General features: G+C 57.7%; 13 protein-coding genes. 2 read left to right on the top strand and 11 right to left on the bottom strand.

The genetic code is table 11. From position 1 onward, the window contains the following. Window positions 1-202: 202 nt before the first annotated feature. The 4 genes from HJC00_RS28410 to HJC00_RS28395 all read right to left on the bottom strand — a co-directional run bounded on the left by HJC00_RS28410 (window position 203) and on the right by HJC00_RS28395 (window position 4,890). Window positions 203-1,570: a glycosyltransferase family 2 protein gene (locus tag HJC00_RS28410; RefSeq protein ID WP_221156449.1), complete on the bottom strand. Its 1,368-nt coding sequence runs from the start codon at window positions 1,568-1,570 to the stop codon at window positions 203-205. Then, window positions 1,563-2,747 (bottom strand): glycosyltransferase family 2 protein, encoded by a 1,185-nt coding sequence (locus HJC00_RS28405; protein ID WP_210630280.1) that lies wholly within the window; start codon window positions 2,745-2,747, stop codon window positions 1,563-1,565. The genes HJC00_RS28410 and HJC00_RS28405 overlap by 8 nt, the downstream gene beginning before the upstream one ends. Further along, entirely contained in the window at window positions 2,747-3,940 is a 1,194-nt protein-coding gene (locus HJC00_RS28400) for an ABC transporter ATP-binding protein (RefSeq protein ID WP_259665253.1), read from the bottom strand. Before HJC00_RS28400 ends, HJC00_RS28405 begins: the two co-directional genes overlap by 1 nt. 101 nt (window positions 3,941-4,041) lie before the next feature. Next, complete coding sequence (locus tag HJC00_RS28395; protein WP_210630277.1) at window positions 4,042-4,890, bottom strand: ABC transporter permease; 849 nt, start codon at window positions 4,888-4,890, stop codon at window positions 4,042-4,044. A gap of 116 nt (window positions 4,891-5,006) precedes the next feature. Here HJC00_RS28395 and HJC00_RS28390 point away from each other — a divergent pair, with 116 nt between their 5' ends. Further along, window positions 5,007-7,997 (top strand): trifunctional glycosyltransferase/class I SAM-dependent methyltransferase/polysaccharide deacetylase, encoded by a 2,991-nt coding sequence (locus HJC00_RS28390; protein ID WP_221164991.1) that lies wholly within the window; start codon window positions 5,007-5,009, stop codon window positions 7,995-7,997. Here HJC00_RS28390 and HJC00_RS28385 read toward each other — a convergent pair. Then, window positions 7,986-9,035: a glycosyltransferase family 2 protein gene (locus HJC00_RS28385; protein WP_221146913.1), complete on the bottom strand. Its 1,050-nt coding sequence runs from the start codon at window positions 9,033-9,035 to the stop codon at window positions 7,986-7,988. The genes HJC00_RS28390 and HJC00_RS28385 overlap by 12 nt on opposite strands. A gap of 80 nt (window positions 9,036-9,115) precedes the next feature. Next, window positions 9,116-9,259, bottom strand: a complete 144-nt coding sequence (locus HJC00_RS28380; protein WP_210630272.1) for a hypothetical protein — start codon at window positions 9,257-9,259, stop codon at window positions 9,116-9,118. A gap of 1,464 nt (window positions 9,260-10,723) precedes the next feature. On the opposite strand from HJC00_RS28380, the gene HJC00_RS28375 reads away from it, so the two are divergent. After that, entirely contained in the window at window positions 10,724-10,930 is a 207-nt protein-coding gene (locus HJC00_RS28375) for a hypothetical protein (RefSeq protein WP_004676311.1), read from the top strand. A gap of 482 nt (window positions 10,931-11,412) precedes the next feature. Here HJC00_RS28375 and HJC00_RS28370 read toward each other — a convergent pair whose 3' ends face one another. The 5 genes from HJC00_RS28370 to HJC00_RS28350 all read right to left on the bottom strand — a co-directional run bounded on the left by HJC00_RS28370 (window position 11,413) and on the right by HJC00_RS28350 (window position 15,775). Beyond that, the gene (locus HJC00_RS28370) at window positions 11,413-11,661 is read right to left on the bottom strand and encodes a hypothetical protein (protein ID WP_210630270.1); all 249 of its coding nucleotides are present in this window, start codon (window positions 11,659-11,661) and stop codon (window positions 11,413-11,415) included. 102 nt (window positions 11,662-11,763) lie between these two features. Continuing rightward, window positions 11,764-12,471 (bottom strand): TfuA-like protein, encoded by a 708-nt coding sequence (locus HJC00_RS28365; protein WP_210630268.1) that lies wholly within the window; start codon window positions 12,469-12,471, stop codon window positions 11,764-11,766. After that, window positions 12,468-13,655, bottom strand: a complete 1,188-nt coding sequence (locus HJC00_RS28360; RefSeq protein WP_221164992.1) for a YcaO-like family protein — start codon at window positions 13,653-13,655, stop codon at window positions 12,468-12,470. The genes HJC00_RS28365 and HJC00_RS28360 overlap by 4 nt, the downstream gene beginning before the upstream one ends. A gap of 42 nt (window positions 13,656-13,697) precedes the next feature. Beyond that, window positions 13,698-13,910 (bottom strand): hypothetical protein, encoded by a 213-nt coding sequence (locus tag HJC00_RS28355; protein WP_085779099.1) that lies wholly within the window; start codon window positions 13,908-13,910, stop codon window positions 13,698-13,700. Between the two features lie 20 nt (window positions 13,911-13,930). Beyond that, window positions 13,931-15,775 carry a peptide antibiotic resistance protein gene (locus tag HJC00_RS28350; protein WP_221156456.1) on the bottom strand — a complete coding sequence of 615 codons (1,845 nt, stop codon included), beginning with the start codon at window positions 15,773-15,775 and terminating at the stop codon, window positions 13,931-13,933. Window positions 15,776-15,777 lie beyond the last annotated feature (2 nt).

Raw genomic sequence — 15,777 nt, 5'->3', positions numbered from 1 at the left:
TTGCATGCCGCTTCAACCCGGAACTCAGCGCCAAATACGACCTCCTCATCAAAGCCGGCAAGCCGCCGAAGGTCGCCATCACAGCCATCATGCGAAAGATCATCCTGCTGGCAAACGCACTCCTGCGGAAAAACCAAAAATGGACACCAAAAGCCGCTTGATCAAAACGGATACTCTAGCCTCGGCTGCAGCAGTCCGGCCGCTACGATTTACTCGTATTTTCATCGAGTGCTGAACGCAATTTCGCCTGCATCCACTGGAGGTGCTGTTCGAATGCATGCGCGCGGAAACTGGCGTTATTGAGGAAGTTCAATGTGAAGTCCGACAAACGCGTAGGGACGTTGTTCGGCAGAGCCTGCCATTCGGCAAGCGCCACAGGAAGATATCCGCGTATTGCCTGACGGTTCAGCCACGGACGGAGGTGCCGTGCGTCCCACGGTTCGGCACCGATCTGGTGACACATGTCGCCGACGAGTACCGTCCCATTCACGATACGAGCAGCGAGGGGTCGACGTTCCGCCAGCATGGCTTCGGCTGCCTCAAGGCCTTGGTCGAGATTGATCTCGAGCACCTCGATTTCGTTGGCCGAAGCAGTCGGATCCGGCGGAAGCCGCCAATCCTCACCCAACACTTCGGCGGCGCCGCGAAGATAATGATATCCATTGAGCTGCCGCTCTACCTTCTCATAGAGCCTGCGAAGGCCAGCCTTTTCCAACATTTGGAGGACGCGTGGACCAGCCTTGACGAGGGGGTCAAGGACAAAACCGGCTCGGGTGGCGATGATCCTTCGCAAACGTTTCTTCCACCCCTTTCTTCCGGCAAAACGATGGATCTCGAGCAGCCGCTGTATGTCGGGGTGCTTGCGAGCCATCAAGGCATCGGAGCGTCCCTCCTGATGCCTGCGCACCATCTTTCCGGTGAGTGTCATCGTCTGATGTTCGAGATGATAGCCGAGTGCGTCAGGAGCAAAACGAATTGGAACTCCCTTTTTGATCAGACGGAGACCAAATTCGAAGTCTTCTCGTGCACGGGCGAATTGAGGATCGAGCCCGCCCATAGCGTGAAATAGTTCCGCATCCAGCGACAGGTTTCCTGTCAGCACATCGGTAAAAGCGAACCGATGTCCAGGGAGGGACACGCGCTCGAAGTGCCTCGTCCACCATTCGCGGGCGCTGAGGCGGAAGCGGTCCGTCGCAATGTGCGGAAGTGGCGGATAGGGGCCTATCACTACGCCCCCGGGGTGGCGCTGATGTTCACCGACATGCGCCCCAACAAAGTTTTCCCCGGGCTCAATGTCGTCGTCAAGGAAGATCAATAAACGGCCGCTCGCGACCTGCGACCCCGCATTACGGGCGAGTGCCGGACCGACGCCCGGCAACGACAGGGTACGAAGGGGAACGCGGGTACGAAGCGACGCGAGCATTGTCGACGTGTCGTCCTCACAGCCGTCCGCCACAACCAGGATTTCGAATGCGGGGGTCCCATCTCGCTGAGCGTCGAGCTTGCCCAGAAGCGACCTCAGCATGGCGGCACGGTTATGCGTTGGTATGATAACGCTGATGTCAACCATCCTTATGCCCTGCCTTCGCTGCTCGCGCCCGCGCGCGCAGATAACGGACCGGGCCGCTCGCAGCCCCTCTGAACTGGGTTAAGGCGTCGTTGTAAGGCAGGCTGAATTGGTGTGTCTGTCGACGTTGAAAAACTCGCCGAAGAAGCCTGATGTAGGAACGAACCATGCGAGGGAGCGCACGCGGGTTTCCCTCGAACACGAGGGCCTTCGTCAAGATGGCGAACGATGCAGCCTCGTAGCCATACATCTGCTGCTGCAGTTCCTTGCTTGAGCGACGATGGCGGTGCCAGTTCAGAGCCTCGGGATCGTAGATGATCCGATAACCGGCTTCGAGCACACGCCGGAACATGTCCGTGTCGCCACCCGCCAGGCTGAGCGTTCCGGCGTCGAGGGCCTCGTCGAACCATCCTACCGCGTCAACGATGGTTCGGCGCAATGCCATATTGACGCCGGCACCCGCATGCCATCCGGTGAACGGGTCAAGGTTGTGGGCGTCATAGACCTGGCGCCTGAAGCCACGGCAAAAACCGCCAAAATGTTGAAAGGCGATCTGCGAGTCCGTTTCCAGCTCTGCCGCCATGGTGAGGCCGGTTACGGCCAGCACCAGGGGGTCCTCGAAATTGCGAAGCAAGGTTCTAAGCCATAGCGGGTCGGGGACCGCATCGTCGTCGATGAACGCAACGACGTCTGCTCGTGCGTTGCGAAGGGCAGTATTGCGCGCGACGTCGAGACCAGGGCGCGGTTCGCGCAGATATCTCACAGTGTTGAAGCGGCTGACTAAATCTCGCGTGGCGTCGTTCGATGGGGCATTGTCGACGACGAGGATATCGGCCTTATCGGGCATAGCCAATAGCCCGATGAGGCAGCGCTCCAGATCTTCGGTACGATCGCGCGTGCAGATCACGACGGAAGCCTTCGGCAGCTGACTAGGCCTCGGTGACGGGTCAGGGAGGGCCAGCCGATGCCTCAACCAGGCCTCGAACACCGACGAACCGGCCGCAGACAGAATTCGTTCCTTAATTGGCGTCTTGCCGCCTTCGGTGTCGAAGGCGATCACGGCTTGGCCGCACGGACGACCGGCGACCCGGATCAGCACAAGTGCACCCTGATAGTCACCCGTCGGTTCAAAATCCGGCGGAAGGTCAAGAATGTCGATGTCTCGAACCGCAAGGCGCATCAGGAGTTCGGATCCAATCTGGGCTGACCCAATGAGCCGTGGTCCGGCGAGGCGGCGGGGCGCGACTGCACCTGCTGCCACAGTGTCGGAGGATTCAGCATACCCTTTCTTGGGCCGGGTCCGGTCACGGCGAGCGGATAGACTTCGGCATGATAATCGTAAACCTGCTGCCAATCTGCCGAAAAAAGGCCTACCGTAACGCGATAGTCGCCCGGAGCCAGGTCGATTCGATTGAGTGTTGTTTCGATGCGCACCGTGTCCGAGTCTACGACAGGAGCGAATTCGGCCAACTTGCTGTCGATCTCGAAGCAGCACGTATCGTCCGCAGCGTAGACGCCGATGACGATAATGGCATTGCGATCTCTGGTGGCACCAACATAGGTCAATGAAATTGACAGCCGGTCGCCCGCAGCGATGGTGCTTGTCGGCGTGCTTTGCTCATTCAGCAACGCCACGGCTGTGATCTGGAGTTCACCATTGCCGAACCGGCTGACCTGCGGCACCAATTCGACGGGCAATTTTGTAACGGCGAACTGTTCGTGCTGGACGCTGGCGACCTTCGCCTCGACAGCCGAGGTATAAAGCGGCAGCATTTCGTCGATTGGCCCGTAGCCCACGACGCGGCCGGCTCTCAGGAACAGCACGTGATCGCAGATTTCTCTTATCTGCGAGACGTCGTGTGACACGAAGAAAATAGTGGCGCCGCCATTCAGTATCTCCTTCACCCTTGCAATGCACTTCTGCTGGAAGGCTTGGTCGCCCACGGCGAGGGCCTCATCGATAAGCAAGACGTCCGGGCGCACATGGACTGCCACGGCGAATGCTAGGCGCATGCGCATTCCGGTGCTGTAACTGCGAACCGGGTTCTCAACCGCCGCCTCCAACTCGGCGAAGGCCACAATCTCGTCAAACCGCTCGGCAACCTCGGTTCGCCGCATTCCCGCGATAACGCCCAGCAAGTAGATGTTCTCGCGCCCCGTCAAGTCGTCGGTCAGCCCCGCCCCAATATCGAGCAAGGCGCCAATTCGACCCACCACCTTGATCCGCCCTTCGTCGGGACGACCAACGCCGCCGATCAGACGCAGCAAAGTGGACTTCCCGGCCCCGTTCAGCCCGACAACGCCCACAGCTTGCCCTGGCGTAACCGCAAAGCTGATATGGCGCAGGCCCCAAAAGCTTTTCGACTGCACCATGGACCGCCTGGACAGAAGGTAACCCTTCAAGGTGGTGGAGCGCCCCCCCCCTTGCGCACGATAGCGTTTGCCGACGTCGTGGACGGTGATGGCGCCTTGTCTCATAGTTCGTCCACCAGGCGCGCGCTGCCACGCTCGACCAGCCAAATGCCGGCGAAGAGCATCGGCAAAGAAATCAGCGCAGTCTTCCAATAGATCGCAACGGGAGGCCACGCGTGTTCGACGAAAATGGCGCGGTAGCCCTCGAGAATCCAGGCCATCGGGTTCAAGGTGTGAATTAGCGCCATCGGCTCACTCGCCTTAAGCGGGCTGTAGAACACGGGCGTCAGGTAGAAACCCAGCATCAAAAATACACCTACCAAATGTTGAGTATCGCGGAAATGGACATGCGCGATCGCAACAAGATAGGACAGACCCATCGTGAACAGCGCCTGCGCAATGAAAACGAGTGGAAGTGCCGCGATGCTTAAAGTAAGGCCCCCGGTCTCGATAAACGAGATGATGAAGAGGAGTGGCAGAGCGAGCAGAAGGTGCACTGCCTGTGTGATGACTGCGACAACAGGGAGTATCCCGATCGGAAAGCCTGGCCGGCGCACCAATTCGCTGCTGCCGGTTATGGAAGTCGCCGCTGCGGGTACAGCAGTGCTGAACCAACCCCAGGCCAACACACCGGAAAAGACGAAGGTGGTGTAATGGGGAATATTTAGGGGAAGGACGTGACGAAAGATCAGGGAAAAAATCAGCAGCTGGCTCAATGGCCGCATCAAGGACCAGCCGAGGCCAATTGCAGACCGTTGATATCTCATCTTCAGATCGCGTGCCAGAAGTGCTAACAGCAGATCGTTCCATTGCAGACAGATGTGAATCAACGCCTTCCACCGATCACGACGCCAGTATTGGTCCCCTCGCTTCGCGCGATCCAGCGCATGATCCTTGAGATGCTCAGGCATTTCGGCTCACTTTTGCCATCGGTTAAATACACCTTGCCTCAAAGTAGTAAAGATCATCATACTCGCGAACTGACACGGTAACTCCAGCGTGATCTTTATCGCAGGAAGCAACAATTATGCCCATAGTTTCCATCATTACACCGGCGCATGGAGCGGAAACAACACTTTCCTCGACGTTGGAGAGCCTGATAGCGCAAAGTCATTCTGACTGGGAATGCATCATCATTGATGATGGCTCAACCGATCAGACCGCCGAGATCGCGGACCGTTTCGCAGCTCGGGATACGCGCTTCCGCGTGCTGCGGCAGGAGCAGAGCGGCGTGTCAGCTGCTCGCAATGCGGGGCTGGCAGAGGCGAAAGGCGAGTGGGTCGTCTTTCTCGACTCAGACGACGCGTTGGCACCGTCCCATCTCGAGATCATGCTGCATCACACACGAACTTTGCCGCAGGCCGACATTCTGCATTGTGGTTGGCGCCGCCTGAGACATGGGGCTCCCTGGTGGCAGCCTCACCCCGCGGTGAAAATGGACAATCCGTTTGCCGAAACAGCGCGCTATTGCCCCTTCGCGATTCACGCCGCCTTGCTTCGCCGGTCCCGGCTTGCAGAAATCGGCGGCTTCGATCCAGAGATGAAAATGTGCGAGGACTGGGACCTGTGGCAGCGCCTCGCCCGGACTGGCGCCGAGTTTGCGCCTGTCGAAGGCCTGATGGCTGATGTTAGCGTAACGGCCGGCTCGCTGTCGTCAAACAGGGTCAAACATCTCGATTTTGGTCTTAAGGTGATCCGGCGCGGCCACCATTCCGATCCCCGCGTCACCGATCCGGTGCCGGCGCTCGCCCAGGGAATAACGCAGGCCGCGTTGGGAACAGCGTGCTGGTATCTCGCAATCTGGCTCGTCGGCGCCTCAATAGGCCAAGGCGACAATCCTGGCGAACTGCTCGACCGAGTGGCAGAGCCTATTCCACCTGACGCCGATGTCTACGCGCTCATTGCGGTAATGATAGACGGCATTGTGGTCGGCGCCTTCGCGGACGAGCCGATTTGGCCCGGACTTTGGGCGAAGATCCAGGACAAGCTTCCCGAACTGGAGGCTTGGTTTAATCGGCATGGTCCCCAAGAAGCTTTTGGTTCCCTGTTGGTTCGTTCAATGGAGCGAAAGGTCGCTGACCAACTACCCACCAACGTGCTCACCACGATCGGAACAACAAGGATACAGCCAATTGACTTGGATCGCCCTATCGTCGACCTCATCTTGCCCGGCATTGAGCGGTTGCGCTGTTGCATCTGGCGAGGTCCGACCCCGCTAGGGCAAGTGGAGTTTGTTGTCTTTGGAGCAATCGAAGCCGATACGATACGAAATCGACTCAGGATGGTGTTCGGCCCGGAGTTCGATCAGGATGACCGGCGCGCCTCCTCCGCCAACAGGGCAGCGCCAAGCCACCGCGGAGTAGCTCGACGGGTGCTGAAGCTCATGGCGAAAATATCATATTGGGCCAAAGCTAAGAGAGTCGCGCGTCGGTGGAGCAGAGAGGAGCCGACACCGACACGCGTCGAGTCGATATCGGGCATCGCGCATGCTGGGCGCGTTGAATTCGATCGAATCGTCGAAGAGGAACGTCAGCGGGCGGTTGCAGCCTCGACCCGGATGTTAAAGGAGACGCCGTCGAAAAAAACCGGACCGGTGGGCGATGAGGTGCCAAGGTACGATACGGAAGCGTACTGGGAGGAGCTTTTTTCCCAGGTCGATCCTTGGGACTACCGAAACAACTATGAGACTGTGAAATATTTCCAAACACTGTCGTTGTTGGACGATCGGCGCTTTTCAAACGGCCTTGAGCTGGCCTGCGCGGAAGGAACCTTTACACGGATGTTGGCCGCCCGCGTCGACAACCTGCTGGCAACCGACATTTCGGCGTCGGCGGTCGCTCGAGCGGCCTCGCTTCAGGACCATGATTCCACGGTAGCCTATCGCCAGTTGGATCTTTTGCGCGACGACCTGGAAGGGCCTTACGATCTCATCGTCTGCAGTGAAGTTCTGTACTATTTCGAGAACAGAGAAAAGCTCCGGCAGATAGTCGATAAGATTGCGGGCGGTCTTCGCACTGGTGGTTGGTTCGTTACCGCCCACGCCAACCTCCTGGTTGATAGGCCGAATGAGACAGGATTTGGGTGGCCGCATGAATTCGGCGCGATTGGCATAGGTGAGATGTTTGACCAGCATCCGGACTTAACTCTCTCGGTTGAAGCCAAGAGTCCGCTTTATAGAATCCAAAGGTTCGAGAAGGTAGAGCACGGGGGCTTCCTTGAGCCGACACGCGTGGAAGTAAACACGGCGCAGCCTTTGCCTCTTCAGGTCGCCAGCCAAGTGCGCTGGAGAGGCGGGCAGGTTGTGGAAGCGGCCGCCGACTGGAACGATGTCCCGATCTTGATGTATCATCAGGTTTCCGACGACGGCCCGGAACAGCTTTCTCGATACCGCCAGTCTCCGGCGGCTTTTGAATCTCAACTGGCCTTCCTGCGCGACGCCGGATGGCGCGGAATAACATTGGATCGGCTGCTTGCCTGTTTCGACGAAGGTGCCAAACCGCCCGAAAAGACATTAGTTCTGACTTTCGACGACGCTACACGCGATTTTATGACGCATGCCCTTCCGCTGCTGCATCGATACGGCTTCCCATCCTCTCTCTTTGTCCCAACCGAGAGGGTCGGCGGCTCTGCAATATGGGATTCGGCCTATGGACCGCCTGCTCCACTGCTAACTTGGGAGGAACTTGCGGCGGTCGCGAACAGCGACGTGACGCTGGGCGCCCACGGTGCCCGGCACGTGCGTTTATCTGCCCTGGCACCGGAGAGCCTGTTGCGAGAGCTTGCTGGCTCCAAAGCTATGCTTGAGAAATGCCTAGGTCGCGAAGTGCTGGCGGTCGCATATCCGTACGGCGACTTCGACCCCGCTATCCGGGACATAGCCGAACAGTGTGGCTACCGGATCGGGCTAAGCTGCGTCGGTGGCACGGTGCGGGCGGATGCAGATAAGCTCGCATTGAAAAGACAGGAGGTTTTTCGCGGGATCACCCAGTCAGAGTTCGCAAATCTGCTATTTGGCTGAGACAAGAACGGAGGGTTCCACCGTCCAACCCGCATCGTACTTTGTTCCTAGAGCAAAGCGATGATTGGCGTTTGGAGAGAAACAAGATTCCCGTTTCAGCCATGATCGGGCCTTTCTTTTGAGGCTCCTCATTGCCTTTGATCCCGTGTCGACCGCAAGCATCTTGGCGGCAATTGGCTTGTCATGTCGCGACATTGTTGCCACAAGTTCGATGAGCGCGCGGTATCGGCCCTGTTCAACCGCCTTCTGGACGAGCCACCGGCCACAGCGGCGTAGGCCGACACGGATTACAAAATCCTTTTCCGGGTGTCTCTTGAGCATTTCCTCCGCGACCAGAATCCAGGACCTTAGCATTCGCGTCAGGTTGGATGACATGTTGTCGGGGGTCTGGCGATAGCCGACAAGATGATCCGGCACCACCACAAAAGATGAGAATTCAGCGGCCAAGCAGTAGAAGAGGAGATCTTCACATCCCTGCGCGTCACGCTGTTGGAGTGAGGCGTCAAATCCTCCCGTCGCGTCAAGAATATTCCGCCGTACGAGTGGCGAGCTTGCATTTCCAATGAAGTTATCCGCAAGTACCTCGTCGAGCACATCTCCCTCGATGGAAACTTCATTGCTGCGGTAAATGATGTAATTCTTGTGGTCAATCATCGCATACCAAGTGTAGACCAGCCCGACTTTAGGACCGCCTCTCTCCAATGCCGCCAATTGTCGCTCAATTTTATCAGGTGACCAAAGGTCATCCGCATCAAGGAATGCCACTAGGTCGGCAGACGTAGAGCGCCAACCCGCATTTCGAGCAGCCGCGACGCCGGAATTTCTTTGCTCTAATACTCGCACGCGCGGATCTATGTCAGCGATTGCTTGCGCAATAGCCAGGGTATGGTCCTTAGAACCGTCGTCCACCACGACGATATCGAGCGCTTGATGTGTTTGATTACGAACGCTGCTGATTGTTTCAGCCAGAGTTCGTTCCGCGTTATAGGCCGGGATTACAACAGCAACAGTTACATCACTTCTTGCCGATTTCTTCAAGCTCTCAACTCCGAAGTCTCCACGATCGCAATTAAGATACACCAAGATGCAGGCTTGAGTGTCAATAGATGGAATAGTGGTTACTCGACAAAGGTATTTCTAGCCAGCAGCTGTTGGTATTCGATAGATTGCCGGTCCCGCTGCGCTTTGGCGCGGGCCGCGCCAATCATGCGCGTTCGCAGGATGCCGAGCTCAAACTCGCCGATGCCGACATTCATGCCCAACAACGAACTTTAGCCCGACAAGGAACCCACACCCGTCGAGATCGATGACGCGCAGGGCTTTGGCCAAAGTGCGGCCGCTCAGAGGAATTGGACCCCCTATCCCGCTGGTCGGCGGATGGTGACGCTTCAGGACGAAGGCCTTGTTCCGGCACCTATCGAAGATCGGCCGGTGCGGCGGAAAGTCCGTTGCGACGCCTCGAAGATGGAGCATCTCCGCCAATCGAGAGAAAACGAAATGCTTCGGAACGCCGGCGCTTCCACTCTATCGGCAAGACCCCTCCTTTTAAGTACAATTGAGAAAACCACAAATATTAGGCACACTGAAAAGGCGATAAATTGTGGGAAAAGCATAATCCACAATAATAATCCGTGACAATATCGAATTTAATGGCAATCATAGCTTCGTACTGCGCAGGCAATCTTGCCCGAGGACCCGTCACCACCCCGGCGGGTCCTCAGCTTTGCTGACCAGAGTCTTTCAGGGTTAGCTTGAAGCATTCCGCCGGGCCAGGTTTTCGTCAGGGCAAAGGCGATTGGCGACGGGCATACCCCTGGTAGGTGCGAGCCGATCGCCTTCGGCTGGAGATGCCGGACTGATCGCCGGCCGACTCCGTTTGAGCCAACGGCGATGGTTCCGGGGTCGGACAAGACGAAATCAGCGACAACACAAGCAAGGACCGAAGCTCCGGTGCAATGACGGGGCAGTTACGCAGGTGATATTATTGTCGATCAGAGATCATCCTGCTGTGGGTTATATTTGGTCACCACATCTTATACATATCATTAGCAAAATCTCATTCATCTTTCGGTAGAAATATAAATGCAACTTTTGTCTGAAATGAATGTTTTCATGGTTTGATATAATTTGATTTGTATTATGCTCTCCTTGGGGCTTATTAATTTCTGACCGGTAGATAACCGATATGAATTCTTGTTAGAAAACATAAAACCGCTCCGGTTATTTTGCCCATCGCCGTGTCGGCTGCGCAGCAACCAAATAATACTTTTGAAGGGGCACAACGACCGGCGACCCGGCAGTCTTCGGATCGACCGGCACCGAAGACGTGGCGGCGCAATTCGATATCAAAGAATGATGATCTTGAGGCGAATGACGCTTTGAAACAGCGGTGAATCAAGGAATTATCGCCGTTCATCACGCCACCGACCAGATGGCATGAAGCAGCTTTCGACTGGTCATGACAATTCGCGTGATGAGCCGAGACCCTCGGTACGACAAGCCGCAGCCTAAGAGACGTCCACCCTTGTTCAAGCGCCCCCGCATGGAACGATGGCTCCGGAGCACCCAACGCCTCGCCGCAGGCAACAAGCCCCGAATGTCCGCTCACGACCAAACCTGTGTCGAAATGGTCGCACCTCGTCATCGAATTAACCGTTCATAAAGCATTTACTTGCTCAACTTGTAATTTGTGTCATGGTCACTGCAAGTAGTGAGGAGCCGATCTGATGAGTGATATGGCATCGCAGATTCCGGAATTTGGTTATGATGAACGCGTGATGATCTGCCGGAAACAGATTGAGAAGGCGGTTTATCAGTTCATTGCAAACACGAAGGTCGAGGGGTGCGATCCGGCGGAAGTCGCAATGGCTATCGCCGACATTGCCGACGATTACATTTTACTGCTGGCACAGAAGCGCAATTTGACCCATTGAAATCAGGGATCGGCCAGGCCGGCCGGCGCCAGACGCCCCTGAAACGAGCATCGCCGCCGTCTCCTTGCCCGGAGACAACGTCAACGAAACCGCTTACCATTCATTTGAGCCTATCTTTCTGCCGGGCATCGAACAAATTCTGACCAAGCGGCAATCATCCGACAGCCCACGAGGCGCCGGGCCTCTCCGAAGCTAATAATTCAGATGGATTGCCGATACACTGGGCCTGCAGAGCAGCTGGCATTTCAGCCGGCAGCACCCGTCTCTTGAAACGATCGAGACCCTGCTGTTCGCGACCATCACCGGTACACGGGCGCCCATGACCTCGGAGCCCACGCTATTTTTCACGGTTATCCAAAGTTCTGAAGCAGCAAGGCACCGACCGGCACATCGCCGGGAACCGCAATCGATTTTCGGAAAGCGCGATGCCTGGATCAGGGTGTTAAAGCGTCCTTTGTGCGTCCGATAGGACGCACGGGGCTCTAATGACTTTTTATGCTCACGAGGGGAACCGGAGAGCTCAATTCGGCCAACTCTCTGGTCAGCCCCTCCCCGACTTCCTGCTTCACCGCCTCAAGAGCAAGGTCGAGGCAATTCGCCGCGAATTGCAGTTTGACATCCTGAGCAACCTGGCGTGCATAGGCGATCATCCGTGCCAGTGCGACCAGTTCGTCCAGACCGTCTTTCGCCCCTAAATCTCCATCTATTTTAACAGTCGATGTCACGCCCATGCCCATTTCTCCAACGAATGGAAGGGATGATACGCGGGCTGACGTGGTCGGGCCCGTGAAAAAAGCGTGACACAACTCTCGGTGACGGTCGTCGGCTTCACTTCACAATACAGGCCGTGTGGAGAACGAGGTTTCGCGCAGTTTCCAGGACAAATCGGCATGCACGCGAATATCGGCGGTCGACTGCACCACCTTTAGCAATTCCAGTGCATCGACGCGCTTTTGATCAACGGAATGCGACACGAGGGCAGTCAGAAGCTGCGGGCGATCCGGCTCAGCTACGCCAGCGCATTGCTCGACGATTGCCCGCCACGTCCGTCTCTTGAAGAATATTGCGCTCGCGGCGTCCTCGATGACTTGGCGCCGCGGATCTGGGAGCAACTCATTCCTTTCCATGGCATCGAGCGTGGCGCTGACATTTACGAGCGGTATCGTCAGCGGCTTGCCGCCCAGTGCGCTCGGCGCATGCACGAGCGCGACGGCGGCATCATCGACCAGCCGACCCGTCCGGTAGTCTTCGAAAATGCGGCCGATCCCGATCATCCCGAATGAATGACATTCCGCAGCGCGCAGCGCGCCCATGCTTGCCGCCCCAAAGACCGTCACGCCAAGCGAAAGAGCACGGAGAATTTCCTTGTGCCAGACCGGCGCGGCGTATTCGAAACCGCCATCGATCAGGCCGATGACATTGGCACCCTGTTCCACCACAGCCAGAACATCGCCCTGCGTGGCGGGCGGCAGGACGCGTATCCCCTCGCCGGCAAGTGAGGCTGCGTCGGGAAGACTGGGACCCGCGAAAATGACCTTCAAAAACCTATCGCTCTAGCGAGCGCCCTTGTTCCAAACTGGCGAGCACGCGGCCCCTCCGGATTTTCGAGTTCGGGGATAACGACCTTGACGACGCCAAAGGGAAGCGTGTTGTCGCTCAGGCGTACGGCAATGACCGAACTGATCCCCTTGTTTCGCAATGTCTCCAACACATGCTGCAGCAAATGCGCCAGATCCCGTTGTTCCGGCGTTCGGTGGCGGAAAGGACCGGCAGCCGGCGAGACCGGAACTGCGTCGAAGGCTCGCCGCATCAGCGGCGGCAAGGATCTCGAGAACGTGGCGGGAGAAATATCGTCCCTGGCTCCGCTGATATAAGTAAGTCTGGATTGCGCGGCTTCCGTTACCGCCCGGATGGCCGCGCGCACGGGAGACGGATGGGCTCCCGTACCACCGGTCACCTCGACAAGGCGAATGTCGCTGCCGCCGCGGCAATCCCGCTGGCCTGGAGCGGAATCGCCGGGACCCAGAATGGCGGTGAAGCAGGGAATGGCGATGTCGCTTGTGATATCGAAGAGCCTGAGCGCCAATCCTGGTTTTTCGATCTTGTCGATCAACCCGGTCAGTGCATCGTCCCGGAAGCCGCGGGGGTCGACGCAGCCGGCATAACGATCCCTTTCCGCGCCAACCTGCCACAGCACATGCGCATCCCGCTCGATCCGTTCGAGCACCCCGTGGAAAACGGCCTCCTCGATATTGTTTCCCGATGCCAGGCCGTCAGATGACATCCAGTATCGCGCATCACGCGTGCGGTCGAGCAGCACTGCTTCAAAAGGGATATAAATCGTTTCGCCGGTGAGGATGTTGATGCCGGCCACCCATTCCGTCTCCTCGTCCGGCCCGAGATCGGGTTTATGCATGGCGATCAGGCAGTTCAGCGTATCGATCTTGTGCCCCATCGCCTGCAGACCGAACGAGGTGCTGCGGACAAGATCGACGAAAGGTTCGCCGGCAACTGCCCGTTCAATGGCCTCCATGACAGTGGACACCTTGGCATCGAGATCGGTCAGGCCCTTTCCTTGAGCAATCACGATTGATCGCGAATTCGGAGTATAGGCGCACCAGACGGGAATTCCGACGTCATCAAGCCCGGTATGTCGCGCAACCCTCGTTATGCCGAACCGAGCCAAAAAAGGCTCGACGCGGGAAAGGGTTTCCCGCGGCGACAGGATCCTGTCGGAATACATGGACCGGTCCGTCAGAATGCCGGCTCAGCCGTCGACGTGACCGGAAAGCGCGACCTGCGCCGACGAAACGGCGACGGCTAAATCGACGCCCTTCACGAATATGCCGCCGGCTTTGCGCAGGCTGCTCGCAGTCGCCAATTCCCCCGTCGGATTGAGCGGCTTGACGGTGCCTGCGTCGAGATCGGCTAGCCAAAGACCTTCCTCGCCCGGTATTCCTATAATGACAGCTTTCGCCATGGTATGCCCCTCAGCTATTGTTAAAAACCAGCCTTCAACAGGCCCTCCCGATATAGCTCTTTTTGCCAGTGCTCCTTGAAGGGAACGATGGCGAGCCACTTCTCGACGTCGAACACCGGGTTGATGCTTTCGGCGCGCTGCCGATGGAAGAGTGCCCGTTTTCGATCGCCGATCATTGCGCAACTGGCCGCGGCGATACGATGGGCCGGTGCTTTGTCTTTCATCGCCTCGACATAGGCGATGGCCTCCTCATACTGTTCCAGGAAGAAACTTGCTCCCGCGGCACACCAGAGATAGGCGTCAGGTGCGATCGGATTGAGCGAAATTGCCTTTCTGATCTTGGCGAGCGCGTCGCCGGGGCGGGATGCATGCACGAGCGTGTCGGCATGACTGTAGATGACATCGGCAAAATGCGGACTGAGCTCTTCCGCCAGATTAAGGGCTGCGACGCTGGCATCCACATCACCCAGATAAAGTCTGGTGACCCCGAGCTCACGATGGCCCGCCGCCGATTCCGGATCTCGCTCGATTGCGCGAAGCGCATGCTGCTCCGCCAGGTGCAGCAGTTCATCGTTTCCCTGCGCCGTCACGAGCCACTCGCTGGTGAACGTTCTTGCCAGCCCCGTAAATGACGGGGAGAAATCCGACCTATGCGACAGCGACAGCCTGAATGCCTTCCTTGCCCGCCGGATATGCGGCAGCGTCAGCTTGCTCATCAGGCTCGAGCCGACGAGATAGGCGTGATAAGCCTCAGGATTGGCTTCGAAACGTAGCCGTTCCTCCTCGTTTTCAGCCAGCTCACGCGCCACCGACTCGGTCAATTGCTGGGCGATAACCCGCCTTTGACGCGGCAATATATCGGGGGTCATCTTAAAGCGATTGGCCCAGACGATCTCATCCGTGGGGAAATAGATCAACTGGGCGAACAATCCCTCTTCGGAAAGTCGGGTATCGAGAAGATAGGCGATCGAGTGCCTGGCGACCACCGCGGCTTTTTCGGAGTCGCGGCGGATCTGTCCGGCCGTGTGCGGAGCGACAATGGAAATATGCCGAAGCGCACAGAGTTCGATTGTGACGTCTTCGATCAGGGCGTTGGCAAGGGCAAGTCCGGCATCGGCGTGCTTCGCCGTCGGGGGAAGCAACACCAGACGGGGAAGGATCCGCGGGATCGGCGATATGCGTTCGATATCGGTCGACTGGCTGCCGGACTCGGGACGCTTCACCTCCACCCTTGCATGACCGCCGCCATCCGGCAATCTCTCGCCGAACGATGAGCCGCCGGATAGCCGATGCAGCAATGCCCTGACCTGCTCGTCATTTGGATCCCGCTCGAGGATTTGCAGGGCGGCGCTGGAAATGATGCGCGCCGCACCCGGCTTTTGCACATCGGGCACCGCCTCCAGCAATGCTTGCCGCAACTGCAGCGCATGGGCGTCACGCTGCGCCCTGATCCAAGCCTCTATCTGCTTTGTCGCCGGCTTGATATTTCCGATGAACCCGCGCTGGGTCGATTCGGCGATCGCCTGTAGTCGATCCAGCGGCGGGCCGCTGGCCCGAAAGACATCCAGATCGCTGGAAACCGCCTGCTTGTTGAGGCACACCATCGTGGCACTGAAATCGAAAGCTATTTCGGTGCGTCCGCCGTCCATCTCGCGGATGCGGGACAGCATTTTGCGCAAATTGAGCCGCGCCAACTCGGGCTCGACGTCGCTCCATAGAAACTGGGCCAGTTCATAACGGCTGAGTTCATGGCTCCCACCCGCATAGATATGGGCCATCATCAACAGACCTTTGATCGGATAGCGAACCGGCTCGCCATCCGATTCAGTCAGCCGCAGATCGCCGAATGTCTGCAGATGAAGCACGG

The sequence above is a fragment of the Rhizobium sp. NLR22b genome (assembly GCF_019685295.1).
Classification (GTDB): Bacteria; Pseudomonadota; Alphaproteobacteria; order Rhizobiales; family Rhizobiaceae; genus Rhizobium.
Note: the sequence above shows the minus strand (reverse complement) of the source record. Positions and strands in the feature narration are given on the sequence as shown.

What these genes read in the sequence shown, in the direction of transcription:
- HJC00_RS28390 (WP_221164991.1), top strand. Translation starts at nt 5,007, where the DNA reads ATGCCCATAGTTTCCATCATTACACCGGCGCATGGAGCGGAAACAACA.
- HJC00_RS28370 (WP_210630270.1), bottom strand. Translation starts at nt 11,661, where the DNA reads ATGGGCGTGACATCGACTGTTAAAATAGATGGAGATTTAGGGGCGAAA.
- HJC00_RS28410 (WP_221156449.1), bottom strand. Translation starts at nt 1,570, where the DNA reads ATGGTTGACATCAGCGTTATCATACCAACGCATAACCGTGCCGCCATG.
- HJC00_RS28405 (WP_210630280.1), bottom strand. Translation starts at nt 2,747, where the DNA reads ATGCGCCTTGCGGTTCGAGACATCGACATTCTTGACCTTCCGCCGGAT.
- HJC00_RS28375 (WP_004676311.1), top strand. Translation starts at nt 10,724, where the DNA reads ATGAGTGATATGGCATCGCAGATTCCGGAATTTGGTTATGATGAACGC.
- HJC00_RS28400 (WP_259665253.1), bottom strand. Translation starts at nt 3,940, where the DNA reads ATGGTGCAGTCGAAAAGCTTTTGGGGCCTGCGCCATATCAGCTTTGCG.
- HJC00_RS28355 (WP_085779099.1), bottom strand. Translation starts at nt 13,910, where the DNA reads ATGGCGAAAGCTGTCATTATAGGAATACCGGGCGAGGAAGGTCTTTGG.
- HJC00_RS28395 (WP_210630277.1), bottom strand. Translation starts at nt 4,890, where the DNA reads ATGCCTGAGCATCTCAAGGATCATGCGCTGGATCGCGCGAAGCGAGGG.